Source organism: Enhygromyxa salina, assembly GCF_000737335.2.
Classification (GTDB): Bacteria; Myxococcota_A; Polyangia; order Nannocystales; family Nannocystaceae; genus Plesiocystis; species Plesiocystis salina_C.
On record NZ_JMCC02000089.1, the window covers coordinates 104,742 to 128,669 of the forward strand.

A 23,928-nucleotide genomic window follows, 5' to 3' on the forward strand; every position below is an offset into this window, starting at 1 on the left:
GAGCTACTCCTCTGCAAACCCGCTGCGGTACAGATCCGCATACAGCCCGTCGTTTGCCATCAAGCTGTCGTGATCCCCCATCTCGGAGATCTCCCCGTCGGCGAGCACGATGATCTTGTCCGCGTGGCGGACCGTGCTCAGCCGATGCGCGATCACCAGCACGCTGCGCCCTTCGAGCAGCCGCTCGATCGCCTGTTGGACCCGCTGCTCGGTCAGGCTGTCGACGCTCGCGGTCGCCTCGTCCAGGATCAACATTGAAGGCGAGCGCGCGGCCACGCGGGCGAACGCCAACAGCTGCGCCTCACCAACGGAGAAGTTCCCGCCCCGCTCTCCGACCGGCGCCTCGAGCCCGCCCCGCTCGCGCACGAACTGGGCGGCCTGCACGGTCTCGAGCGCGGCGTGGACCCGGCTGGGATCATCCTCGAGCTCGCGGTCGCCAAGCGTGACGTTGAACCCGGCGCTCTCGTCGAACAAGAACACGTCCTGGTGGACCATGAGCAGCCACCGACGCACCCGGTCGGGCTCGAGCTCGCGCAGCTCGAGGGCCTCGCCGTCGTCGAGGATCAGCTCCACGCTGCCGCGGTAGCCAGCGTAGATCTGGGTCAGGATCCGCCCCAGGCTGGTCTTGCCCGAGCCCGTGCGCCCGACCACCGCGACGACCTCGCCGGGTGCGACGTCGAAGTCGAGCCCGCGCAGGATCTCGGGGGCGCCGTCGTCGTAGCCGTACGAAAATCGCAGGCCACGGACCCGCAGCGCGCCGGTCCACCGGGCCAGCGGATCAGCTTGGCCCTGGTACCGCTCGGGGTGATCGAGCGCGGCCCGGGGCTCGCGGGGGGTGTCGAGCAAGCCAAAGATGCGCTCGAGCGACGCGGCCGCGCGCTGGATGGTTGCGATCTTGCTCGAGAACTCGCGGATCGGCACGAACACCCGCTGCAGGTACTCGACGAACGCGAACAGCAGCCCGAGGGTCAGCGCGCCCGACAGATCCCCAAACAGCCCGACCTCGCCCAGCAACGCCGGGGCCCCGTAGTACAGCAGCAGCGCCACGCAGAAGGCCGAGATCCCGTCCATCAACGAGTACAGCAGCGAGTCGAAGATGTTGGCGAGCTTGGTCGCCCGCAAGTAGCGATCTCCAAGCGCCTCGAAGGTGGTGCGCGCGTGGTCTTCGTGGCCATAGAGCTGGACCACGCCGATGCCCGACAGCTGCTCGGCCAGGTAGCCCGACTGGACCCCCTGCGCGCGGCGGATCTCGAGCTGGAGACCGCGCAGCAGCGACGAGAACCACCGAACCAGCACGTAGAGCAGCGGCGCGACCGACAAGGAGATCAGCGCCAGCTTCCAGCTGAGCACGAACATCGAGGCCAAGATCGAGCCGATCATCACGACGTCGGTGGCGATCGTGAACACCCCAAACGACAGGGTCTCGCCGAGCGCCTCGACGTCGCTGGTGCTGCGCGAGAGCAGCGAGCCAAGCGGGTTCTTGTCGAAGAACCGGGCTGGCAGGCACAGCACGTGGCGGAAGATCGCCGTGCGCAGCTCGTAGATGCTCAGGTGCCCGGCCCGCTGCAGCGCGTAGACCTGCAGCGCCATCGAGACGAACTCGACCACGACCGCGGCCAAGAACAACAGCGCGAGCTGCTGCAGCGCCTGGCCGTCGTGCGCGGGGATCGCCTCGTCGACGGCCTGCTTGACGAGCAGCGGACGCACGGTCGTCATCACCGCGACCAGCGGGATCACGATCAGACCCGCGAACAACCACCGCTTGTGCGGCCGCGCGTACTGCCAAAACCGCCGCATCAACGCGAAGGTCGAGGGGGTGCTGCGGGGTGTCGGCTCAGTCATCCGCTGTCCCCTCCCCCTCCTCGCGCTGGTGCTCGTGGGCGGCGGCGTAGTTGCCACCGAGCGCCAGCAGCTGCGCGTGGGTGCCTCGCTCGATCACATGTCCGTGCTCGAGCACGAGGATCTCGTCGGCGTGCTCGAGCACGCTCGTGCGGTGCGAGACGATCACCGTTGTCGGCGGCATCGCGCCGCCCTTGCCCGCCTTCAAGCTGCGGATCGCGTCGACGAGCTTGGTCTCCGTGGCCTGATCCACGGCCGAGAGCACATCGTCGAGCAGCAGCAACTTGGGCTGGCGGTACAGCGCGCGGGCCAGCGCGGTGCGCTGGCGCTGGCCACCCGAGAGCATGACCCCGCGCTCCCCGACGATCGTGTCGAGGCCCTGGGGCAGCGCCGCGAGGTCGGGGCCGAGGCAGGCCGAGTCGATCACCTGCGTGAGCCGAGGATCATTGATCTCCGCAGCTCCACTTGGACCGGACTTGCTGGCTGGCGCGGCGCGGTGCCCACGAGCGCGACCCAACGAGAACCACGCCGGACCGGCCAGCTCCGCGTCGGCCGAGGCCGTGTGCCCGGTCTGCTCGCCGAGCAGCCGGATGTTGTCGCGCAGCGTGGTCGAGAACAAGAACGGGCTCTGCGGGACCACGGCCATGCCCGCGCGCAGACCCGAGAGCTCCCAGCCGCGAGCGTCGTGACCGTTGATCAGCACCGCGCCCGGCGCGGGCGTGTGCACCCGCGCGAGCAGGTCGATCAGCGTGGTCTTGCCCGCGCCCGTGCGCCCAAAGATCCCCAAGGTCTGGCCCGCTTCCACGACCACGTTGACCCCGCGCAGGGCCGGCTCGTCGCGGCCGGGATGGGTGAAGGTCAGATCCCGAAGCTCGACCCGCGGGGCGCTGGCGAACGACTCGCGGTGGGCGATCTCGGGCAGCTCTGGGTCAGCGTCGAGCAGCGCTTGGACCCGGCTGAGCGAGACGGTCCCACGCGAGAACGCGGTCAGCACCCAGGCCAGCGAGGCCAGGATCGAGACCAAGCTGACCAGCAGCGCGGTGAAGGTTGCGAGGTCGCCAACCTCGAGCTCACCCGCGATCACCTGGTTGCCGCCGACCCACAGCACCAACCCGGTACCAATGTAGCCGGCCAGACCCAGCACCGGCATCGCAAACGCGCGCAGCGAGGCGACCTCGAGCTGCAGCTCCAAGTAGTCGCGGTTGTAACGCTCGAAGCGCTCGACCGCGGCCTCCTCGGCGACGTGGGCCCGGACCGTGCCGACCCCCGAGAAGCTCTCGAGCACCCGATCCGACAGCGACGCCAGCTTCTCGAGCGAGCTGCGGATCAGCGCGTAGAACCGCTGGACCGTCCAGCGCATGTAGATCCCCCCGATCAGGACCGGCGTCACGCACCACAGCGTCAGCACCCAGTCGGTGCGCAGCATTTGGTACAGGTGCATCGGCAGCGCCACGGCGACGTTGCAGACCTGCAGGCCCGCGAACCCAACCAGCAGGCGGACCGACTGGGTGTCGTTGGCGGCGATCGAGAGCAGCTCCCCCACCTTGCGCCGGGCGTAGAAGGGCCGCTGCAGCGTCAGCAGGTGGGCGAAGAGATCGACCCCGAGCCGATACTGGATGTCGCGGCCGGGGTTGAAGAACAGCACCCGCGACAAGGTCCGCACGACGATCAACCCGACCGCCAGCAGCATCAGCTCGAGCGCGAGGTTGGAGACCGGCTTGATCGCCGCGGATGCCAGCTCGCCAAGCTCGACGCCAGCTTGGGTTGCCCCGCTGCGCTCGAGCGTGTTGAGGATCTCGCCGATGACCGTGGGGATCCGAACGACCGCCCAGTTGGTGGCGAACAGGGCCGCGAACCCGAACAGGTACGAGACCCAATAGCGGCCCGCGTACCGGTACAAGAAGCTGGACACGGCGCGGACCATGCCGACCACGGCGGTCACGCCCGTGGGCTCTGTGTTGGGATCACTCACCGCGAGGCGCGGTTCTACTCCCGAATTCGCCGTCGCGCACGTGTTGCGGGGCTACCGCGACACGCCCGCTACTTCTTCTTTTTCTTCGCGTCCCGCTTGGGCGCCTTGTACAGCGGGTTGACTTCCAGGGTCTCGTCTTTCTCGATCTCGTCGATCGCAGCCGACACCTTGTCGAGCCGATCGCGGATGTCCTTGATCGCCACAGCGAGCTGCGCGTTGTCGAACACGTCGGGGCTGAGATCGTTGTTGAGCGCCTCGAAGGCGCGCACCGCCCAGCCAAGATCGGCCTGGGTGTTCCCGCCTTCGACGCCGTTGGCGGTCAGCACGTCGTAGACATCGAGGAACGCCTTGACGTCCTCTTTGTAGCCCTCTTTGAACTTCTCGAAGCTGCCCTCTTTCTCTTTCCACTTGGGCGCGCCCTTCTCGATCTCGTCGAGGTAGCCGCGCATCTCGGTGACGAGCTCGCGGTACTCGGGGACGCGGGTCTTGATGTACTCGCGCGCGCCCTTCTCGAACATGATCGCGTTCTCCGCCGCGATCTCGTCCATCGAGTCGTGCCCCGCGGCCTTGCGCGCTTCCGCGAGCTCCTCCGGGGTCATCTCTTTTTCGTAGCTGTGAAGGTCGACGGTCTCCTTCTTCTTGACCTCGTAGGGGTTTTCCTTGGCGTCACAGGCGGCGAGGCTCAGCCCCGCGATGACCAGGGCGGCGAACGAGGCGGTGATCGAGCGAGTCATGGCGGTTCTCCTGGGCGCAGCCTATCGCATTTAGCCCCGCTGGGTCTGCCCTCGGCTCGCGCCCAACCTGCGTCGCGCCAACAGCAGCCCTGGCATCGCGCGCAGCCCCCAAGTAGAACGCTCACATGACCAAGTCCTCGGCTGTTGGGTCTGCGACGCCCGCCCAGCTGGCGGCGGCGGTGTTCGAGCTGCTCTCGGGCCAGAGCCACCCAGAGGCCGCCCTCGCAACGGTGATCCGGCGGTCTGGCTCGGCGCCGCAGGTGGTCGGCGCCCGCATGCTGCTCTACGCCGACGGCTCGACGCTCGGCACCGTCGGCGGCGGGGCGATCGAGCACCAAGTGCTCGAGACCTGCCGGCAAGTGCTGCGTACCGGCAAGCCCCGCACGGTCGAGGCCCACCTGGTCCGGGATCTGGGCATGTGTTGCGGGGGCGCGATGGAGGTTTTCGTGGAGTACCTACAGGCAGAGTCGAGGCTGATCATCGTCGGTGGCGGGCACGTCGCCCAAGCTCTCGCTCCGCTCGCGCGGGGGATCGGACTGCGGGTGATCGTCGCGGATGACCGCGAAGAGCTCCTCGAAGATCCAGCGTTCGAGCAGGTCGAGCGCCTGGCGTTTGACGCCGACGAGATCCACGAGGCGATCCCGGATCTCAACGAGCGCGACTACATCGTCATCGTGACCCGCGACCACGCCCGCGACGAGCGAGCGCTGGCCAAGCTGATCGAGCTGCCGCACGCGTACCTGGGCATGATCGGCAGCCGCCGCAAGGTCCACACGGTGCTGGCCCGCGTGCTGCGGCGCTACGACGAGCGCGGGCGGGCGCGGCCGGATCTGTCGCGCGTGCACGCGCCGGTCGGGCTCGCGCTTGGCGGCCGCACCCCGCCGGAGATCGCCGTGAGCATCGCCGCGGAGCTGATCGCCCTGCGCCACGGCGGCGACGGCTCGTCCATGAACATGGTCGACGCTGCGATCGGGCGCGTCTCATAGATCCGTCGCGGGCGACGACAGCCTTGCCAGCTGGTCTGGCGTGTCGATGTTGTCGAGCACGCCTTCGTCGTCGACCTCGAGCTTGCGGCGCTGTCCTGACGCGGCCCCGCGGATCAGCGTGCGGGCGGTCTCGTGGCGTGGATCGAGGCTGGCCAGCGCCTGGAACAGCGCCCGCGGCCACAGCAAGGGATGACCCGAGCGGCCCGCGTGGCTTGGCTGCCACACACAATCGGGCTCCGCCGCGGCGCTGGCCAGCAGCGCGCTGACAGTCTGCGGCCGAACCCGCGGCCGCTCCACGTGGTGGACCAACACCGCGTCGAGCAGGGGCTCGAGCTCGAGCGCGCGGGCCAACCCGCACTGCAGGCTCGACAGCGGCCCGAGCTGCCACCGGTGATTGTGGACCAGCTCCGCGCCCGCGATCGCCCCGGCGTGCGGGTCCAGCGGGTGCGCCCCATCGACCACCAACACCCACGCGCACCCCGCCTGGCGCAGCAGCTCCACGCCGATCCCCACGAAGGGGCGGCCCTCGAACTCGAGCAGCGCCTTCGCCCGGCCCATGCGCTGCGACGCGCCCCCGGCCAGGATCAGCCCCGCGACACGCCGACGACCCAAGCTCACCGCGGCGAGCTCACTGCGGCGACTGGACTTGCGTCGCGTCCCGGGCCTCGTCGACCGACTTGACCAGCTCGACGACGCTCTTGACCTTGGCGGGGTCCGTGAACAGCAGCGACTTGGGCACGCCAAACCCGAACACACCGTTGGTGTCATCGAGCCGCAGCGCGAACGCGATCTCACCCGTGATCGCCAGCCCCAGCAGCTTGTCGCGGGCCTTGGTCGCGGCCTTGCGGACCTCGGCGGGCTCGTCCGCGTCGGCGGCGACCACCGTGAAGCCCATCTCGCCAAGCTCGACTGGGTTGAAGATCACGCAGTACTGGCAGCCGTCGGACAGCTTGCGCGCGAGCGCCAAGCCGCCGCCGCCCTCGAGCCCGTCGTCGGACGACTTGCCGAGCCGCCGACCCACATCGTTCATGAGGCTCTTTTGCCCGACGCCGATCGCCACGATCAGCTTGCCGTCGGCGACGACCGAAGAGATCTCGAGCTGCGGCTTCTTGTCGCCAACTAGCCACCCGATGTCCCTCATGTCGTCTTGCATGTCCTTGGGGATCGTCACGGTCAGCAGATCGCCCTTGGCCTTGCCGGCCTTGACCCCGTCCTTCTTGAAGCTGACTTTGTAGGCGTGGTCCGGGCTGTTGCCGGCCAGCGCGATGTGATCCTGCAGGGCCTTCTCGGCCGCGCCCATCACCTTGCGCATCGAATCGCGGGCCGCCTTCTCGTCTTTGACCTCGGCCGCGAGCACCAGCGTGAACTTGCCCTTCTCGATGTAGGCCGCGGCCAGCACCTCGGTGCGCACGGCGTCTAGGATCCCGTGGGCGCCAGCGAGGACCTGGTCGACGTAGCCATCGAAGGGCGCGGGGATCTCGTTGACTGGGATCTGCTTGTCCAGCACGTTGTGCAGCAGCTTGGGATCGCCCCACGGCATCACCCACGCGAACATGGCTTCGCCGGGCAGGGCCTTGGCGAGCGCGCTGGGGGACTGCGTGGCGGGGCCGATCGGATCGAGACCCAGCCGCCCAAACGGAGCTTCCACGCCGGTGCGGGCCGACAGATCCCGGTTGGTGCCGAAGTCGAGCGCGAGCTCGATGTTCTTGGTCTCGTTGATGATCGAGCTGAGCGTGCGCGACAGCCCAGGCGGCAGCGGGATCAGCTCGCTGACGTCGATGTTGACCGGCGGAATGTTCGTGGCGGCGACCTTGATGCGCGGCTGGTTGGCGCCGACCTGGACCTTACCCGGCAGGCTGTTGGCCAGATCGAGCCCCTCCATGCTCAGGGCGATCTCGAGGGCCTTGGGCTGCGCGCGGAAGAACAGCTTGGCGTCCTCCTCGACCAGCTGCCACAAGTTCTGGCCCATCGGCTGCGGCTGCATGCCAGCCGGCATGCTCTCGATCGCACGCACGGCATCGATTGCGCTCAGCGCCAGCGAGAGATCCACGTCGGCGTCGGTGACACCCGGCTGATCGTCGTGCGGAAAACCAAGCTGCATCGCGTGCACGCCGTCGAGATCGATCGACTCGAGGAAGCCCGGACCAAAGCCCTCTTGGATCAGCGAGACCGCGACTAGATTGCGCAGCTCGATCGGCGGCGCGCCAGGCTCCGGGGGCGACCACATGTTGAGCAGCTTCGAGCCGGCGTCGAGCATGTCGCCGATCTCCGTGACGCTGGCCGAAACCTCGATCTTCTCGATCGGTCCACGCTTCACGTCGCGGCCTTGGCTGCCGGGGTTGACCCGCGCAGACTCTGCTTGGCCGTCGCCCTCGCCGGCGATCTTGACGTTGGTGTTGCTGTTCTTGGTGCAGGAGGCGAGCGGCGCGGCCAACAGTAGGGCCGCGCAGAAGGACGCTCGGGTTCGGCATGCGCGCATGCGCCGGAGGATAGCTGGTTTCCTCGGCCTGGCCGCATGTGAGCCCGAGTCCGCGGCGCGTGGACACATCGGCTAACCTCCGGGGGTGGTCGACCTCGAGCGTTTCCTCGATCTGGTCCGTCGTGAGCTTCGCTGTGATGACGCTCGCTTTGAGTTCGGAGGCCAACCGCCGCAGTCCGACGACTGCGTGTTCGCCGAGCTGCCCGGGGGCTGGCGCGTCGTCGCCCTGTTCAGCGCCCCGCTCGAAGACGGCGGCGGGCCCGAGGCCAAGCTCGTCGCCCTCGTCGAGACCTTCTCGGGGATCGGCGGTCGCATCGAAGCCCGGCGTCCGCGAATGTCCGCCGGCCCGGTCGCGCGTGAGCTCGACGACGCGCTCGCGCTGCTCGCCGAGAAGGCCAACGCGCTGCAGGCAGTCGTGATCGACGAAGACTCGCCCGTGCTGTGGGGCAGCTCCGAGGCCCCGCCCGGACCCGAGGACGTAGAAGTCATCATGTGGATCGGCGAGCTGGCCGACAGCGCCGCAGCAGCTGGACTCGACATGACCGAGCTCGTGCAGCTCGACGAGACCAAGCTCCGCGAGCGGGTCACCGGGCTCGAGCCTCGCAAGCTCCGCGAGCGGCTGCTTCGCAAGCTGCCAGCGATCCGCGAGTTCGGTGAGCACCGCGACGCCCAGGGGTGGGCCGCCCACTTTGCGACCTGTCGCGCGATCGCAGCGGTCCGCCGCGCGCCCGAGCGGCACGAGGCGATCGAGGATGATCTGGGCTGGTTCGCGCGGGACTTTGGCGGCATCTATCACGTGATCTTGGTCTACGGCGGCCGGTTCTCGGAGCTCGGCGCGGCCGGGGTGATGCTGCGGGCGTTGCCGGCGATCGAGAAGCTGGTGCTGTCGCTGCCGCCAATTGATCCGCCGCCCAAGGGCGCGCGGGTCCTACCGTTTCGCCGCCGCGGCTGACCCGACTCCCGTTCAGTGCTCGTGGACGTCACGGCGGGTCTTCTCGAGCTGGTCCAAACCACACTCGAGCCCCGGCTTGTCGTCGCGCAGCCGGATGAACACCGGCTGGTACAGCTGCTCATCGTCGGTCGCATACAAGTAGCGAACCTCCGCGACCGGCTGCTCGCCCGCCGACAGCCGCGCGTCGAGATCCGCCCGCGATTCGTTGGTCGTCCCCGCGAACACCTTGCCGACCTCGCGCAGCACACCGCCCGCGTACACCCCCATCCGATACGCGTTGCCAGCGTTCTCGAGGATCACCACGTCGGCCGACTTGATGAATTTGTGCTTGAGCTGATCGCCCCCCGAGCTAGGCCGCCCAGACGTGTAGACCGCGTTGACCCGCTTGAACACGATGCCCTCCGCGTTGCCCGCAACCAGCCGATCATACAGCGCCTGCTTGGCCGCCTGCCCCTGCGCATACTCCAGGATCCGAATCGGCGCATCGACAGCCGGCTCGATCTCCGCGTCGAGTCGCTCCCACCGCTCGAGGTAGCCAAGCCCACGCAGATCCTCCCCCCCGATCTTCAACACATCAAACAACCAATAGCTGGGCCCGTCCGCCCCAGACATCAACTCGCCATCGATCACCGTGCCCTGCGGCACCGAGTCGAGCGCCGCGAGGATCGAAGCATGAATCGTCGTCAGCTGCCCCGCCCGATTGGTGGCCCGGATCGTCTCGTCGACATGCACCAGCACCCGATTGCCATCGAGCTTCTGCTGCGCGATCACCCGATCATCCAAGATCAACCCCGCCAACGCCCCCGGATCGATCGCGTTGAGCAGCTGCGCCCCCTGCCCAACCTTCTCCCGACCCCCCGTCACCCGACTCCCCGACCCCTCCCCCTCGGGCGGCGCCACAGCCTGCGGCCGCACCACCTCGGTCAGCTCCTCGTACCCCTTCGAGGTCTTCTGATGCACCAGCCTCGCAAACGCCTTCTCCGCCGCCGCCAACGGCACCTTCACCGCCTTCTTCCCCCGACTCAACTTCGCCCCCCGCCGCCCCCACTCGACCTCGACGCTGTACACCCCACCCCCATCATCGAGCAACGTCGCGTTATAGACCTTGTCCGACTTGCCCTCCTGAAAGAACAACTGAATCGACCGCACGACCGTCATGCCCACAGCATATACCCGCAACTCCCACACCAGACCCAAAGTCCGTTCCGGCCCAGATACACAGCTCGTTCGAGGCTGGATGCCCAGACCTCCACCTGCCAGGTTCGGAGAGACAGCTTCGATCAACGTGGAGCGCACACAAGGCCGCAGACGGTCCCAACCCGGCGTATCTACGCACGTGGAGATTAACGAAGAGAAGCCCCGTCGGGCCAAGACGAAGGCACCAAAGGAAGCGGGCTCACGAGACTGGAGTAGACCGTAGCCGGGTTGGGACCGTCTGCAGCCCGTGCGCGGTCCCCATCGGCACACCAACCTCCGCGAACACCACCCCAACCTCCGCGAACACCACCCCAACCCCCGCAACCACCACACCAACCTCCGCCGCCTGAATCGGAGCAATCGTCCAACAGACGAGGAGCGCACACAAGGCCGCAGACGGTCCCAAACCGGCGTATCTACGCACGTGGAGATTAACGAAGAGAAGCGCCGTCGGGCCAATGAGCAGCAACGAAAGGAAGCGGGGTCACGAGACTGGAGTAGACCGTAGCCGGTTTGGGACCGTCTGCAGCCCGTGCGCGGTGCCCCGCCGGACACCACACACCCCCGCAAACAACCAAACACCGCCCGATCACACCTCGTCCCAAGCCGCCGTCCCACTCACCGGCGTAGCAAGCAGCGCATCCACATCCTCCATGGTCAGCTTCTTCCCAACCTTGGTATCCCGCCCCAGAGCCGACTCCGCGATCTTCCGCTTCTCGCTCCCAAGCTCGACCATCTTCTGCTCCACGGTGTGCTCCACCACCAAGCGATAGACCATCACCGGCTTGTCCTGCCCAATCCGGTGCGCCCGGTCCGTCGCCTGATCTTCCACAGCCGGGTTCCACCAAGGATCATAGTGGATCACGGTGTCCGCCTCGGTGAGCGTCAACCCGGCCCCACCCGCCTTGAGCGAGATCAAGAACACCGGCGGCCCGCTCTTTTGCTGGAACTTGTTGACCAGCTCTTCGCGGTTGGTGGTCCCGCCGTGCAGCCACACGTACTCGATCTCCAGCTCGTCGAGCGTCTCGGCGATCAATTTTTGCATCTCGACGAACTGCGAGAACACCAGCGCCTTGCGCCCCGACCCCACGCTGTCCGCGATCAGCTCGCGGAACGCGTCCATCTTGGTCGAGCTCGGCACGGCCGTGCCCTCGGGTAGCTTGAGCAGCCGCGGATCCGTGCAGACCTGGCGCAGACGCGTGAGCGCGGCGAGGATCGTCATCTGCGACTTCTCCACGCCGACCTCGCCGATCCGCGTGTCGATCTCGGTCTTGGCGGCCTTGAGGATCCGGTTGTAGAGCGCCAGCTGGCTGCGCCCAAACTGGACAAAGATTGTCTGCTCGGTCTTTGGCGGCAGCTCCTGAGCGACGTCTTCTTTGCGCCGCCGCATGATGAACGGTCGGATCCGGGCGCGCAGGGTCTCGAGCGCCTTGTCGTCGTTGTCCTCGATCGGCTTGACGTAGGTCTTTTGGAATTCGCTGAGCTTGCCCAGGAAGCCCGGCGCCAGGAAGTCGTAGATCGCCCACAGATCCACCAGGTGGTTCTCGATCGGCGTACCCGTGAGCGCCAGGCGGTGATCGGCCTTGAGCTTCTTCGCCGACTTCGCCGTGCTGGTGGTCCAGTTCTTGATGTACTGGGCCTCATCCAGGATCACATAGCGGAACCGGATCTTGATCAGATCCTCGATGTCGCGGCGCAAGATCGCGTAGCTGGTCACGACCACGTCGGTCTTCTTCAGCAGCCGGCGGTTTTCACCACGATCCGCGCCGTGCCAGACCAGCACCGACAAGCTCGGCGCCCACTTCTTGACCTCTTGCCGCCACACGCCAAGCACCGAGGTTGGCCCGATGATCAGCGAGGGCATGTCGCCGTCGGTCTCTTTGGCCTTGGCCAGCAGCGCCAGCGCCTGCACGGTCTTACCCAGGCCCATGTCGTCGGCCAGGATCCCGGCCATCTGGTTCTCGTGCAGCTGCCACAGCCACGCGTAGCCAGACTTTTGGTAGTCGCGGAGCTTGGCCGTGAGCCCCTTGGCCTTGCGTGGAGCCCTGGCCGAGCGCTCGCCGGTCATGTTCTCCATCAGCTTCTTGACGTCCTTGGCAACCTTCGTTGACGGGACCTCTTGAAGCAGCCGCGCGAGCGTGCCGAGCTCGAGGGTGCTGACCTCGGCGTTGCCGGCCTTGTCGAATTGCAGCGAGCCCGCGGCCTCGGCGATCGGCTCGAGGATCTTGGGATCGAGCTTGGCGACGGAGCCGTCCGCGAGCTCGACCCAGCGTCGGCCTTCGTGCAGCCAGCGCAGCAGATCCCGAAACGAGATCAGCCCGGTCTCGCCCTCGACGTCGACGATCGCCTCGACATCCAAGACGGAGCCGCCAGCGTTCTTGACCGAGATGCTGGGCGAGGGCGACTTGCTGCGCAGCTTGGGCAGCGCGGGGATCTTTTTTTCCCAGCGCTCGGGCAGCAGCGGCAAGCCAGCGACGATGAACTCGATCGCGGTGTCACCAAGCGCCACGAACGACTCGTCCGCGTCACTCCAGCGCAGCTTGCCGTCAAACAGGATCTGCCGCGCGCGGGTCTCGGCCTCGATGTCACGGTAGAACGCGATGCTCTGATCCTCACCGCTGGGCCCGGTGACCGTCACGCTGTAGCGGGCCGACTCGGGATCTTGACCCGAGACGGCCAGTGTCACGTTGTCGTAGCGCGCCGCGAGCGTGACTTGGATCTTGCTCGCGCCGCCCTGGATCGTGACGATGAAATTGTCGACTTCGCGCGAGTCGCTGGCCAGCTTGAACAGGTCGCGCTGCGGCACGCCAACCGACTGCAGCGCCTCGCTGAGCTCGTCCATGTCCTCGGCCGCGACGCTCGCGTCCATCACGATCACCGGGCGCTCGGCGATCGCGGCCAGTGTCCATGGCGGGGTGTCGGGGACCAAGAAGATCTCCGCGGTCTCGGGCCACAGAAACCACGTTGGGGCGCCCGCGATCACGCGGCCTTTGTCGACCTCGAAGGTCCGCTCGCTGGCCTTGTGCTGCAGCAGCGCCCGCAGCTCGACGCGGTGATCCTTATTGTGGGACTCGGCCTCGACGCGCAGGATCAGCGGCTCACTCACGAACTGCAGCCTGCCCACGCCCTTGATCGCAACCGAGGCGTGGCGCGCAAAGTACAGCATGCCAGCGAGCGCGATGTCGTCGAGCACGTGCGCGCCGTCGTCGGTCTCGTCGATCTCCTGATCGAGGTAGTGCTGGATCAGCCGGTCGACCTCGGCCATGCCCTGGCGCTTGCGGGTCGCGGCCGACACCGCGGACCCCGAGCCAAACACGTTGACGTGCCAGACCCCGAGCCGCTGCTCGATCTGGTAGCGGTTGCGGCTCTTGGCCTCGACGCTGGTGACCCACGGGTTTTGCGTCAACGTGAGGTCGCCGCCCTCGAGGAATTGCTTGCGCAGCTCCATCGCGAGCGCGACGCCGTGGTGGCAGATCGTCTCCCAACCATCGGTGAAGGTTGGGCACGAGCAGCTGCAGTCGAGCTTGGTGCCCTTGCCACCTTTGATGACCATGCGCTTGAGCGAGGTCGAGTGCGGGGCCGCGTGGGTGCCCTTGACCTTGCCGCGCACGCTGTCGCCGTTGACCACCAGATCGCTGACCGCGTCATTCTTGAACAGCTCCTGGCCGGCCTTGACGGCCTTGGGGCTGGCGACGCGGACGAGGACCTCGGGGTCGAGGAGAGGAACCAAATTGTCGAGCTTGCTCAAAGCCTTGTTCCATCGGCAGGCGATCCGTGCGTGACCGACCTCTGTCGTGTCACACCGGCGTCGCTCCGGGGCTCTGGAACCCACACAGACGAAGCGCCCGGGCAGGAAGTCCCCGTGGTGCGGACTCCCCAAATGGCGGAATCCAGACCAGATCGGACACGCGATACCCCAGCCGACATGCTCGGCGTGGGCGCTCGCGCAGTGGTGGGAGCTCTATCACGGAGATCGGCTCCGGTCTACACGTGGGGCCCAGCTGACGAGAGGCCGCAGATCGGCCAAGGTCTGGGCCATGGGACAACAGGCAAATCTCCCCGGGGGCCCTGGGGGCTCAAAAGAGCGAAGCGTTCCCCCGGGAGCCCCGACCTCGAGCCCGAGCGAAGCGAGGGTGGCGGAGCGCGCGGAGGCGAAGCCGAGCACGAACCGCGTCGGGGGGCCCGGGGGCCAAGACGGCCTCAACCCCGATGATCCGGGGGTCCGGCTGCTCGCCGAGGCTGCGAAGGGGATGGAGGCATCGGCGCTGCTCTTGGTCCACTGCGGTGATCTGCCGGGCTTGGCCCCGGGCGCGACGCGGCTGATCCTCGACGTGCGCGAGCGCACTGGCTCGCCCCATCGCTGCGTCTCGGATCTGGGACGCACCGACACCAGCGCGCCGCTGCCAGTTGGCGACGCGCGCTTCGAGGCGGCGATGGTCTGGCCGCGCGCGCACCTGGGCAAGGACTTCTCGGAGTCATGCCTGGCCGTGGGTGCGCTCGCGCTGCGCGAGGGTGGACACCTTCTTTGTGCGGTCCGCAAACAAAAAGGCGGCAAGAGCCTCGGCAAGATCATGCGCGCGCTGCTTGGCGACGACGCGGTCGAGGTCGTCGCCCGCGAGCGCGGCTATCACTTGTGGAAGGGCGTGCGCGGGCCCGACATCGACACGGAGCTGGCCACCGAGCTGAGCACGCGCCACTACGAGATCCACGACGAGGCGCTCGGGGATCTGCGCCTGCGCAGCCAGCCCGGCGTGTTCTCGCGACGCGAGCTCGATGGTGGCACGCGAGCCCTCTTGCATGTCACCGACGAGCTGCTGCGCCGCGACGCCGAGACCGGGCGACCTGCCCCGCGCGCGGTCTTGGATCTGTGCGCGGGCGTTGGAACCCTGGGTCTGTGGGCGGCCCAACGCCTCGAGCAGGCCGAGGTGATCGCGGTCGAGAGCAACCTGCGGGCCTGCGCGCTGATCCGCGAGAACGCAGAGCGCAACGGCTTCGCGTCGCGGGTCCAAGTTCACGAACACGACGGCCTGCCCGCGGAGATCACCCCCGTGGACTTGGTCCTGCTCAACCCACCAACCCACGCCGACGTCGACACGCTTCGGCGGCTGTTCGATCTTCGCGCGTGGCTGCGCCCGGGCGGGCAGGTGTTGCTGGTCGTCAGCCGACCCCACCGCGCGCTGCAGCTGCTCACCGAGCTCGGGGCCGAGGTCGACGGCGGCGAGCGCGATGGCTACTTCGTGCTCCGAGCACGCTGGAACTAGGGCACTAGCCAGCCGACCGCTTGCTCACGAGAAGAAGCACGGCGATCGCCAACAGACTGAAATTGACCTTCATGGTGTTTTTTCTCCCACCGACGTCCTGTCGGCGCAGAGCGGATAATCGCGCACCCGCACGGCGAGATGCAAGGAAAAAATCCAGTATGAGTTAAAAAGCGCGGAGCCGAGCCCTCATTTGATCCGGCGGGTCTGCTTGGCGCGCCGGTAGTCGCTCTGCAGCGCGGAGATCCCCGCCGCGTAGATCGCCCAGAACACCACCCCAGCGAGGAGCCCGGTCACGATCGCCGCGAACACCGGCGCCTCGACCCGGATCTCGCGCAGCTCGCCGGCGGCCCGGCCAAGCGCGATGAAAAAGAAGAACAGCGCGAAGCTGGTGAGCACGGCCCGCAGGATCTGGAGACCCGACAGTCGCGGCTGCTGGCCCAGGCCCGAGCGGTCCGACTCGATCCACTGCAGCAGCACCCGCAACCACGCGCCGATCGCCGGCAGCAGCAAGGCCCCGACCATGCCCGAGAGCCCCGACACCGCGAGCTCGAGCTCGTCCGGCCCAATGAGAGTCTCGCCCACGCGGCCGCATCCTACGAGCAATTGGACAGGCCCGCGACCTCGGCGTAGTTCGAAAGTGTGACGGTCTGCGCGCGGCTGATGCTCACGACGTGCGTGGCTGCGGCCGCGTGTGTCCACACGACGGTCGTGCCCCCCGCCGAGCTGCGCGCAGATGCGCTGGCCACGGTCGGCGAGGCCCGCGGCGAGTCGCCGGGCTTGGTCGTCGCCACGGTCCGCACCCATGAGCCCGACGCCAGCAAGATCGAGGTCGAGGCTGGCGGCTACGCGGCGCTCGCTGATCACCGACCGGTCGACGTCGACACCGCGTTCTTGTGGTTCTCGATCACCAAGCTGTTCACGGCCACCGCGATCATGCAGCTGCACGAGCGCGGCCAGCTCGACATCGACGCGCCGGTCAAAGATCTGCTCGGTGACGAGTTCGTGCTCGACGAGCCGCGCCGTCGCCCGATCACCGCGCGGGATCTTCTGAGCCACTCGAGCGGCCTTGGCAGCCCTTCGGTGTGGGCGGCCGCGGCCCCCGAAGGTCGGGAGCGTCGCAGCGTGAAGGTTCAGCTCGAGGGCTTGCTCGCCAAGCATGGCTCACGGCTGCGCTACCGACCGGGCACCAACCAGCGCTACTCGAACCTGGGCTACGTCGTGCTGGGGCGGATGGTCGAGCTGGCCGACGGGCGCGACTACGAGACCTACGTGCACGAGGAGATCCTAGATGTGCTCGGCATGGAGCACACCGGGTTTCGCTGGGCGCCCCTGCTTGGCAACGCCGCGATCGGCCACGGACGCAAGGGCGGATTTTGGACGACGGTGGCCAAGTCTGTCGCCAACCCCGAGGTGTTCGGTCCGTCGTTGCGCAACTGGGTCACCACCGTCTACTTCGAGGTCGAGGGGTCTCCCTACGGCGGCTTGATCGGCACCGCCGGCGACCTCGCCAAGTTCCTTGGCGCGCACTTGCACTACGGCGAGTGGGACGGCCGACAGATCCTCACGCCCGCCTCGGTCCAAGCCATGCAGACCCCGCAGCTCGATCAAAACGGCCGGGCACTCGACTACGCCCTGGGCTGGCACACCCAAGTGATCGACGGTCAACGCTACTTCAATCACATGGGCAAGGGTGGTGGCTACCGCCCAGAGGTACGGATCTGGCCCAGCCATCACTACGGCGTGGTGATCCTGACGAACCGCACACGCTACGATCCCCGGCCGCTCAGCCAGTGCGTCCCGCCAGCGCCTGAGCCCAGCCGCTCGGCCGAGTGAGCGCTTCGCGGGTTCTGGCGGCGTCCGCCCAAGCGGGCTGGGACCCCAGCTGAGGCCCCGTTCTCGCCCGATTCGGGTCAATTTGGGCTCCGCGCGAACCGTCCGGGCAGCCACTGCGCCGGGCGTGGCCTTGCGCGACCCCCATTGGTCGCGTATCGAAGGGGCCCGCCGATGGGCCGCGTCACACGCGATGCCCTGGCCCGGTTGCCGCTGCCCATGTCTTCAGGCTCGAACGACAAGCCTAAATCTGCTGACGCGCCGTCGGCCTCACCCGCTAAGTCCCCCAACGCGTCGGGCGAGGCAACAGCTGAGACGTCGGCCGCCAACCCGCGCGCGATCCGAGACGCCGAGGGCGTGATCGTGGGAGCCCGCGGTGCTGGCCCCAAGATCCTCGGGGTCATCGATCTCAAGGGTCTGCGCGGCAAGCCCAAGCCCAAGACCGCGAGCGGCGACAAGCCGCGCGGCAGCGGGCGCAAGCAAGAGATCATCATCGACAGCGGCGGCGCCGGCGATCAGCCCAAGGGTCGCGCGAGCGCCCGCAAGGCTCGCGAGGTCCGCTCGAGTCGCCGCCTGCCAGGCCGTCGCGCGGCCCGCCGCGGCAAGCCATCCAGCGCCGGCACCGCCGAGATGGGCGCCGACAAGAAGCGCGTCCGGGTCGACGAGGCGATCTCGATCGGCGAGCTCGCCCGCCAGATGGGCGTCAAGGCGCCGAAGGTCATCCGCGTGGTGTGGGGCATGGGCATCCGCAACGCCACGGTCAACACCGGCGTCGACGTCGAGACCGCCGAGCTGGTCGCCGCCGAGTTTGGCTACCGGGTCGAGGACGTCTCGTTCGACGAGTCCGAGCTGCTCGATGGCGAAGAAGAGATCGAGGTTGGTGAGCTGCGGGCCCCCGTGATCGCGGTCATGGGCCACGTCGATCACGGCAAGACCACGCTGCTCGATCGCCTGCGCCGGGCCGAGGTCGCCGCCAGCGAGGCCGGCGGGATCACCCAGCACGTCGGCGCCTACCGGGTCCGCACCAACGCCGGCCCGATGGTGTTCGTCGACACCCCGGGTCACGCAGCGTTCGCCGCCATGCGCGAGCGCGGCGCCAACCTCACCGACATCGCCATGATCGTCGTCGCCGCCAACGACGGCGTCATGCCAACCACGATCGAAGCGCTGCGCCAGGTCCAGGCCGCCGACGTCCCGATCCTCGTCGCCGTCAACAAGTGTGATCTCCCCGACGCCGACCTCGCCAAGGTCGAGCGTCAGCTGATGGAGCACCACGTCCTGTCCGAGACCTACGGCGGCGAGACCCCGATCGTCTCGATCTCCGCCAAGACCGGCGCCGGGTTCGACGAGCTCCTCGAGCAGCTCGCCGTGCTCGCCGAGGTGCTCGAGCTGCGCGCCACCCCAGAAGGTCGCGCGACCGGCATCGTGCTCGAGTCCCGGATCGATCGTGGCCGCGGCGTCATCACGACCGTGCTGATCCAAAACGGCACGCTCACCCGCGGCGACATGGTCGTCGCTGGCGAGTCCAGCGGCCGCGTCAGCGCCTTGATCCCGACCGGCGACCTCGAAGAAGACGACCACGACGCCGAGGCCGACGCGGACACCGACAAGCCCAAGAAGAAGTCCAAGTCCAAGTCCAAGCCCAAGAAGCCAAAGGGCAAGGCCCAGCCCGCCACGATCCAGACCAGCGGCCCCTCCACCGTCGTCGAGATCTCGGGCCTCGACGAGCCCCCCGCCGTCGGCATCGCCTTCAACGTCGTCGAGGACGACAAGGCCGCCAAGCAGCTCATCGCCCACCGCCGCGAGCAGCGACGCCGCCGCGACGGCGCCCGCTCCAGCGCGATCAGCTTCGCCGACCGCCTCGCCGCCGAGCGCCGCGCCGAGATCCCCACCGTCGCGCTGGTCGTCCGCGCCGACGTCCAGGGCTCACTCGAGGCCGTCGAGCACCTCATCAACGAGATCCGCAGCGACAAGGTCCAGACCAAGATCATCTCGACCGGCGTCGGCGAGATCACCGAGGGCGACATCAAGCTCGCCACCACCGCCCGCCAAGCCGGCGGCAACGTGGTCCCTGCGATCCTCGGCTTCGGCGTAAAAGCCGGCAACAAGGCCAGCACCCTCGCCGACTCCGACGGCATCCCGATCCGCTGCGCCAAGATCATCTACGAGCTCAGCGACGCCTTAGAAGCCCTGATGCTCGACCAGCTCGCCCCCAGCTACCTCGAGCACCCGATCGGCAAGGCCGAGGTCCGCAAGCTGTTCCCCACCTCCAGCGGCACGATCTGCGGCTGCCGCGTGATCGACGGCAAGATCACCCGCAACGCCGGCATCCGCGTCCTCCGCGACGGCGCCGAGATCAACTCGACCAAGCTAGCCTCGCTGCGCATCGTCGAACGCGACGTCAAAGAGGTCGGCACGGATCAAGAGTGCGGGATCTTGCTAGTCGACACCGCCGACCTCCGCGAAGGCGACGTCCTCCAAGCCTTCGAACGAGAAGCCATCCCCCCAAGGCTGTAAGTTACCCCCACAGGCGCTTTCGCACTTCGCGGTCACTCGCTTCGCTCGCTCCCAAGGGGCCGTTTGTCCGCATGGGCATGTGTGGCCCCCTAGAAGGGGGCTCTCGTCTGACCACCTGCAGCCACCGGGTACCTCTCCACGTACGTGTTGTGCTTTGTGAACTGGCGGGCTCGGTTGGCCCCCACGTCCATGACCGATTGCAGCCCTTAGCGCGTCTGGTCGCTTCGCTCCTCGGGGCCGTTTGTGCGCAGGGGCATGTGTGGCCCCCTAGCAGGGGGCTCGGGCCGCTTCGCCGAACGTCTTCGCACCTGCGACTTCGCCGACCGCTGCTCCGTCTGGGGAGCTCCGGCTCGGGCCGCTTCGCCAAACGTCTCCGCACCTGCGACTTCGCCAACCGCTGCCCCGTCTAGTGGGACATCTTCACACCTGCGACTGACCGCAACCCCGTCCGTCGTCCGCTATTAATTTAGCCCCATATCCAGATCGGAGAGCCCACCCCGATCGACGAAGAGCGCACGACTGGCCGCAGAGGGCCTCAACCCGGCGTATCTACGCACGTGGAGATTAACGAAGAGAAGCGCGGTCGGGCCAGTGAGAAGAAACGAGAGGAAGCGGGGCCACGAGACTGGAGTAGACCTAGCCGGGTTGAGGCCCTCTGCAGCCCCGTGCGCGGACCCCCGCCGGCCACTCACACCCCCTCAAACAACCAACCAGTCCCCCGCCGGCCACTCACACCCCCCTCAAACAACCAACCAGTCCCCCACCAGCCACTCACACCCCCTCAAACAACCAAACCAGTCCCCAGTGTCTCTCAGACCCCGCCGGAGGCCCTCCATATGCGCGTCAAATCCTTAGTCAGATTCTTCTGATGCGCCTCGATCGTCCCCCCCCCAATCTCCAACAACTTCGCATCCCGCCACAGCCGCTCGACCGGAAACTCCCGACAATACCCCGCCCCACCCATCACCTGCATCGCCCAGTCCGCGCACTGCTTCCCAACCGGCGCCGCGAACAACTTGGCCGCGTCCGACCCAACCCGCGCCCGATTGTCCGGCCCCAGGTCCCGCGCCACGTTGTAGGTCAAGCACTTGGCCGCCTGCATCATCGCGTAGCCGTCACCAATGTAGCGTTGGATCTGCCCAAACCGGTTGAGCGACTGCTCGAACGCCCGGCGTTGGTCGGCGTAGTCGATCATGATCTCCACGCAGCGCTCGGCGATCCCCACGCTCATGGCCGCCAGCGTGAGCCGCTCGATCTCGAGGTTGCGCATCATGTGCGTGAGTCCGCCGCCTTCCTCACCGAGCAGGTTGCTGGCGGGGATCCGGCAGTCTTCGAAGATCAGCTCTGACATGCTCGAGCCGCGCATGCCGATCTTCTCGATGTGGTTGCTGGTCGAGAACCCCGGGCACTCACGATCGACCACGAACGCGGTCAAGCGATCGTTCAGCTTGGCGTAGACCAAGAAGCAGTAACCCTCGGGCCCGTTGGTGATGTAGGTCTTGGTCCCGTTGAGCACGTAGTCGCCACCGTCACGCACGGCGGTGGTCTTCATGGCCATCACGTCGGTGCCAGCGCCGGGCTCGGTCATGCCCATGCCGGCGACCCACTCGCCGCTCATGACCTTGTCGAGGTAGCGCTCGCGCTGCTCTGCGTTGGAGCAGTTGTAGAAGTTGTTCACGAACAGCATCGAGTGCGCGAGGTAGGCCAGGCAAAAACCTGGGTCGTACTTCGAGAGCTCGTGGTGGACGATCGTGGCCGCGACCGCGTCCATGCCCGCGCCGCCGTCGTCGACCGAGACCGTGATCCCCAGCAGCCCGAGCTCGCCTAGCTTGCGAAACAGCTCGACGTTGAGCTCGCCCTTCTCGTCGAATTCTGCCGCTTGCGGTGCGACCTCGCGGCGCGCGAACTCGGCGATGGTCTGGCGCAGCAGGCGGTGCTCTTCGGTGGGGTTGAACAGCTCGTCCGAGTGCAGGGACATCGCCGAGAACATACATGTTTGGACCCCCACAGACACCTTGCCACTTCGCCGACTGCAGCCGACTCGCGTCTGGTCGCTTCGCTCCTCGGGGCCGTTTGTTCGCGGGCCCATGTGTGGCCCCCTAGGGGGCTCAGGTGGCTTCGGCGAGCGCTTGGGGCTGATGGGCGCAGCCACCTTGCGGCTTCGCGTGTGGTCGCTTCGCTCGGGGCTGGCTGTTCGCGGGCGCGTGTGGGCCCCTAGGAAGGGGATCAGGTCGCTTCGCCGAGCGCTTGGGTCTAGTACCCTGGGTCTTCGCTGACGGCGGCCACTTCGCGCATGGTTCGCTCCTCGGTCTTCGCCGACGCGGGTTGTGTGCTCCGTCGCACGTATGGCGCCTGGAAGCGGTCGCTTCGTTGTTCGCTGTGGGGGTGCCCTGACGGGGGCTCTGAGGGTGTCGGGGCGGCAGTGAGCTCGCTCCGCTCACCGGTTTGGCATTATCGTGGTCGCATGGGCGACGAGCATGAGGATCACGACGAGCAAGATGACGCGCTCGAGGACGAGTTCGCTGACACCGTGCGACCGCCGGAGACCTTGCCGATCACGCTGACGCTGCCGGCGCTGGTGTTGACCGCGGCGATCGCCCTGCCGCTGCACCCCGACGGCTTCAGCTTCGCGCAGCTGCTGTACGCGTCGTTCCTTCGCAGCCCGCTCGAGGGGCTGATCATGCTGCTCGGGTTTGGCTCGCCGTTTTGCTTCGGCGCGATCGTGCTCGCGCTCGCGTGGCTCGGGGATCGCGTGCACCCGCGCCTCGCCGAGCGCCTGCTCGTGGCAAACCTGAGCCTGCTGCACGCGCAGCTGGTGCTGGTCGCGTTCCTGTTGTGGTCCCGCGACCAAGGCAAGATGCCGCTCGCGCTGCTTGGCTTCGCCGTGGTCAGCGGGGGCTACTTCATCTTGCATCACGCCCGCGAGGCAGCGGCGAGCGGGGGGGCCGACGACACTGCCGGGTTCTCCCGCTCGGGGCCAACCTTGCGCTGGCTGGTGCACTGGGGGGCCACCGTGATCGTCGCTGTGTGCGGATGGATCCGCCTGCAGCTGTTGATCGGCGTGCGCCTGGGCTGGGCGATCGAGGTGATGCTCGCCGCAGCCGTGACCATGGCGGTGCTACTCACCCGAAAGAGGTCGTAGCGGCCGTGGACCCGGCTCCGCCAAACAGCGCACGCTGAGAGTGGGAGTGATCGGAGCTTGGGAGTCTTGCGAAACCGCGAGCAGGGGCAGAGCTGGAGTGCGAGAGGCGTGCGCGATGATGAGCGTCACACCTCGCCCCTGGCGTGGTCAAGTCAGTCCGCCGGACTGGCGGTCGGGTTGGCGGCTGGGTCGTCGATCTAGTCGGCGATCTCGTCGGCTGCCGCCGGAGCCTGCTGCGAGCTCTCGTCGGCGCTTGGGTCCGACTCATCAGTCGCCGCGGCAATCTGTGCGGCGGCCTGATCGGCCTGATCGGCCTGACCGGCAGACATCCGCCGAGGATCGCGGCCCGGGGCATCCCGCTGTACGCGGCAGTCGTCGCACATGCGATCCAGCGGTGGCTCGGCGGCGTCGGGGTCGGCCGTGCTGAGCGACATGCCTGGGGCGTACACCCACGAACCACTGCAGCCTGCGACCTGACAAGGCATGACCTCGGCGCCCGCGGGCACCGCCCCGCCGGCGGAGCTGATCACGAACTGGCTGCGCGAGCAGTCCTCGCACAGGCGGATCGGGTCTTGCGTGCGGCCGGCAAGGAAGTCTTGCAGCTGCGCGCCGGTCTTGTAGGTCCACGTTTTTTCGCACTCGGGCCGACCACACGCGACCTCACGATCGCCGCGGCCGCGCACGAATTCGAAGCAGCCGTTGCACATGCGCCGGGGCGGCTGCGGGAGCTCGGTGACGTGATCTTGCGCGTCCAGGGTTGCCCACGCGCGCAGCTGCCCCTCGCGCTCCCAAGACCAGGTGCTGGTGCAGCCGTGGACCTTGCAGGGGATCGCGATGGGCTCGAGGTGACCCATGCGCTCGAAGCAGCGCTCGCACAGCTTCTCGGGCGGACCGTCGTTGATCTTGCGCCTGCGCTTGCGGTTGCGCCTGCGCTTCTTGCTGGACTTGGTCTGGGGTGGCGACGCGGGCTCGGCCGCCGCGGGCTCGGCCGCCGCCGCGGGCTCGGCCGCCGCGGGCTC

Annotated in this window: 16 protein-coding genes; 6 read left to right on the forward strand and 10 right to left on the reverse strand. The window is 67.7% G+C overall.

What is annotated here, in order from left to right; translation table 11 throughout:
* Positions 1-3: 3 nt before the first annotated feature.
* The 3 genes from DB30_RS29350 to DB30_RS29360 form a co-directional block, all read right to left on the reverse strand.
* Positions 4-1,842 (reverse strand): ABC transporter ATP-binding protein, encoded by a 1,839-nt coding sequence (locus DB30_RS29350; RefSeq protein ID WP_052555151.1) that lies wholly within the window; start codon positions 1,840-1,842, stop codon positions 4-6.
* Positions 1,835-3,811, reverse strand: coding sequence for an ABC transporter ATP-binding protein (locus tag DB30_RS29355; protein WP_146661136.1), 1,977 nt, complete (start codon positions 3,809-3,811; stop codon positions 1,835-1,837). Before DB30_RS29355 ends, DB30_RS29350 begins: the two co-directional genes overlap by 8 nt.
* A 68-nt stretch (positions 3,812-3,879) precedes the next feature.
* A complete protein-coding gene (locus DB30_RS29360) occupies positions 3,880-4,545 on the reverse strand; it encodes a type 2 periplasmic-binding domain-containing protein (RefSeq protein WP_052555156.1) in 666 nt (221 codons plus the stop codon).
* A gap of 125 nt (positions 4,546-4,670) precedes the next feature.
* Between DB30_RS29360 and DB30_RS29365 the strand changes: the two genes are divergently transcribed.
* Positions 4,671-5,531: an XdhC family protein gene (locus DB30_RS29365; RefSeq protein WP_052555158.1), complete on the forward strand. Its 861-nt coding sequence runs from the start codon at positions 4,671-4,673 to the stop codon at positions 5,529-5,531.
* On the opposite strand, the gene DB30_RS29370 is transcribed toward DB30_RS29365, so the two are convergent.
* A complete protein-coding gene (locus DB30_RS29370) occupies positions 5,526-6,149 on the reverse strand; it encodes a nucleotidyltransferase family protein (RefSeq protein ID WP_052555160.1) in 624 nt (207 codons plus the stop codon). The genes DB30_RS29365 and DB30_RS29370 overlap by 6 nt on opposite strands.
* A 10-nt stretch (positions 6,150-6,159) precedes the next feature.
* A complete protein-coding gene (locus tag DB30_RS29375) occupies positions 6,160-8,010 on the reverse strand; it encodes a hypothetical protein (RefSeq protein WP_165704004.1) in 1,851 nt (616 codons plus the stop codon).
* Between the two features lie 85 nt (positions 8,011-8,095).
* On the opposite strand from DB30_RS29375, the gene DB30_RS29380 reads away from it, so the two are divergent.
* Positions 8,096-8,962 carry a hypothetical protein gene (locus DB30_RS29380; protein ID WP_052555164.1) on the forward strand — a complete coding sequence of 289 codons (867 nt, stop codon included), beginning with the start codon at positions 8,096-8,098 and terminating at the stop codon, positions 8,960-8,962.
* A 12-nt stretch (positions 8,963-8,974) separates the two neighbouring features.
* Here DB30_RS29380 and DB30_RS29385 read toward each other — a convergent pair whose 3' ends face one another.
* Together DB30_RS29385 and DB30_RS29390 are read right to left on the reverse strand one after the other, a co-directional pair.
* Positions 8,975-10,120: an ATP-dependent DNA ligase gene (locus DB30_RS29385; protein WP_052555166.1), complete on the reverse strand. Its 1,146-nt coding sequence runs from the start codon at positions 10,118-10,120 to the stop codon at positions 8,975-8,977.
* Positions 10,121-10,748: 628 nt separating this feature from the next.
* The gene (locus DB30_RS29390) at positions 10,749-13,907 is read right to left on the reverse strand and encodes a DEAD/DEAH box helicase (protein ID WP_052555169.1); all 3,159 of its coding nucleotides are present in this window, start codon (positions 13,905-13,907) and stop codon (positions 10,749-10,751) included.
* Positions 13,908-14,292: 385 nt separating this feature from the next.
* Here DB30_RS29390 and DB30_RS29395 point away from each other — a divergent pair, with 385 nt between their 5' ends.
* Complete coding sequence (locus tag DB30_RS29395) at positions 14,293-15,420, forward strand: methyltransferase (protein ID WP_052555171.1); 1,128 nt, start codon at positions 14,293-14,295, stop codon at positions 15,418-15,420.
* A gap of 186 nt (positions 15,421-15,606) precedes the next feature.
* Here DB30_RS29395 and DB30_RS29400 read toward each other — a convergent pair whose 3' ends face one another.
* Positions 15,607-16,002 (reverse strand): hypothetical protein, encoded by a 396-nt coding sequence (locus DB30_RS29400; protein WP_052555173.1) that lies wholly within the window; start codon positions 16,000-16,002, stop codon positions 15,607-15,609.
* Positions 16,003-16,080: 78 nt separating this feature from the next.
* Between DB30_RS29400 and DB30_RS29405 the strand changes: the two genes are divergently transcribed.
* Both DB30_RS29405 and DB30_RS29410 read left to right on the forward strand, forming a co-directional pair.
* Positions 16,081-17,253 (forward strand): serine hydrolase domain-containing protein, encoded by a 1,173-nt coding sequence (locus DB30_RS29405; protein ID WP_205633095.1) that lies wholly within the window; start codon positions 16,081-16,083, stop codon positions 17,251-17,253.
* A 171-nt stretch (positions 17,254-17,424) separates the two neighbouring features.
* The gene (locus DB30_RS29410; protein WP_146661144.1) at positions 17,425-19,767 is read left to right on the forward strand and encodes a translation initiation factor IF-2; all 2,343 of its coding nucleotides are present in this window, start codon (positions 17,425-17,427) and stop codon (positions 19,765-19,767) included.
* An 811-nt stretch (positions 19,768-20,578) separates the two neighbouring features.
* On the opposite strand, the gene DB30_RS29415 is transcribed toward DB30_RS29410, so the two are convergent.
* A complete protein-coding gene (locus DB30_RS29415; RefSeq protein WP_052555190.1) occupies positions 20,579-21,745 on the reverse strand; it encodes an acyl-CoA dehydrogenase family protein in 1,167 nt (388 codons plus the stop codon).
* A 486-nt stretch (positions 21,746-22,231) separates the two neighbouring features.
* Here DB30_RS29415 and DB30_RS29420 point away from each other — a divergent pair, with 486 nt between their 5' ends.
* Positions 22,232-22,909: a hypothetical protein gene (locus tag DB30_RS29420; RefSeq protein WP_052555179.1), complete on the forward strand. Its 678-nt coding sequence runs from the start codon at positions 22,232-22,234 to the stop codon at positions 22,907-22,909.
* A gap of 197 nt (positions 22,910-23,106) precedes the next feature.
* Here DB30_RS29420 and DB30_RS29425 read toward each other — a convergent pair.
* Positions 23,107-23,928, reverse strand: an 822-nt coding sequence (locus DB30_RS29425) for a hypothetical protein (RefSeq protein WP_165704005.1), incomplete at its 5' end; no start/stop codon positions are given.

Coding starts and splice junctions, on each gene's coding strand:
- DB30_RS29350 (WP_052555151.1), bottom strand. CDS start 1,842: ATGACTGAGCCGACACCCCGCAGCACCCCCTCGACCTTCGCGTTGATG.
- DB30_RS29360 (WP_052555156.1), bottom strand. CDS start 4,545: ATGACTCGCTCGATCACCGCCTCGTTCGCCGCCCTGGTCATCGCGGGG.
- DB30_RS29365 (WP_052555158.1), top strand. CDS start 4,671: ATGACCAAGTCCTCGGCTGTTGGGTCTGCGACGCCCGCCCAGCTGGCG.
- DB30_RS29375 (WP_165704004.1), bottom strand. CDS start 8,010: ATGCGCGCATGCCGAACCCGAGCGTCCTTCTGCGCGGCCCTACTGTTG.
- DB30_RS29385 (WP_052555166.1), bottom strand. CDS start 10,120: ATGACGGTCGTGCGGTCGATTCAGTTGTTCTTTCAGGAGGGCAAGTCG.
- DB30_RS29405 (WP_205633095.1), top strand. CDS start 16,081: ATGCTCACGACGTGCGTGGCTGCGGCCGCGTGTGTCCACACGACGGTC.
- DB30_RS29410 (WP_146661144.1), top strand. CDS start 17,425: ATGGGCCGCGTCACACGCGATGCCCTGGCCCGGTTGCCGCTGCCCATG.
- DB30_RS29415 (WP_052555190.1), bottom strand. CDS start 21,745: ATGTCCCTGCACTCGGACGAGCTGTTCAACCCCACCGAAGAGCACCGC.
- DB30_RS29420 (WP_052555179.1), top strand. CDS start 22,232: ATGGGCGACGAGCATGAGGATCACGACGAGCAAGATGACGCGCTCGAG.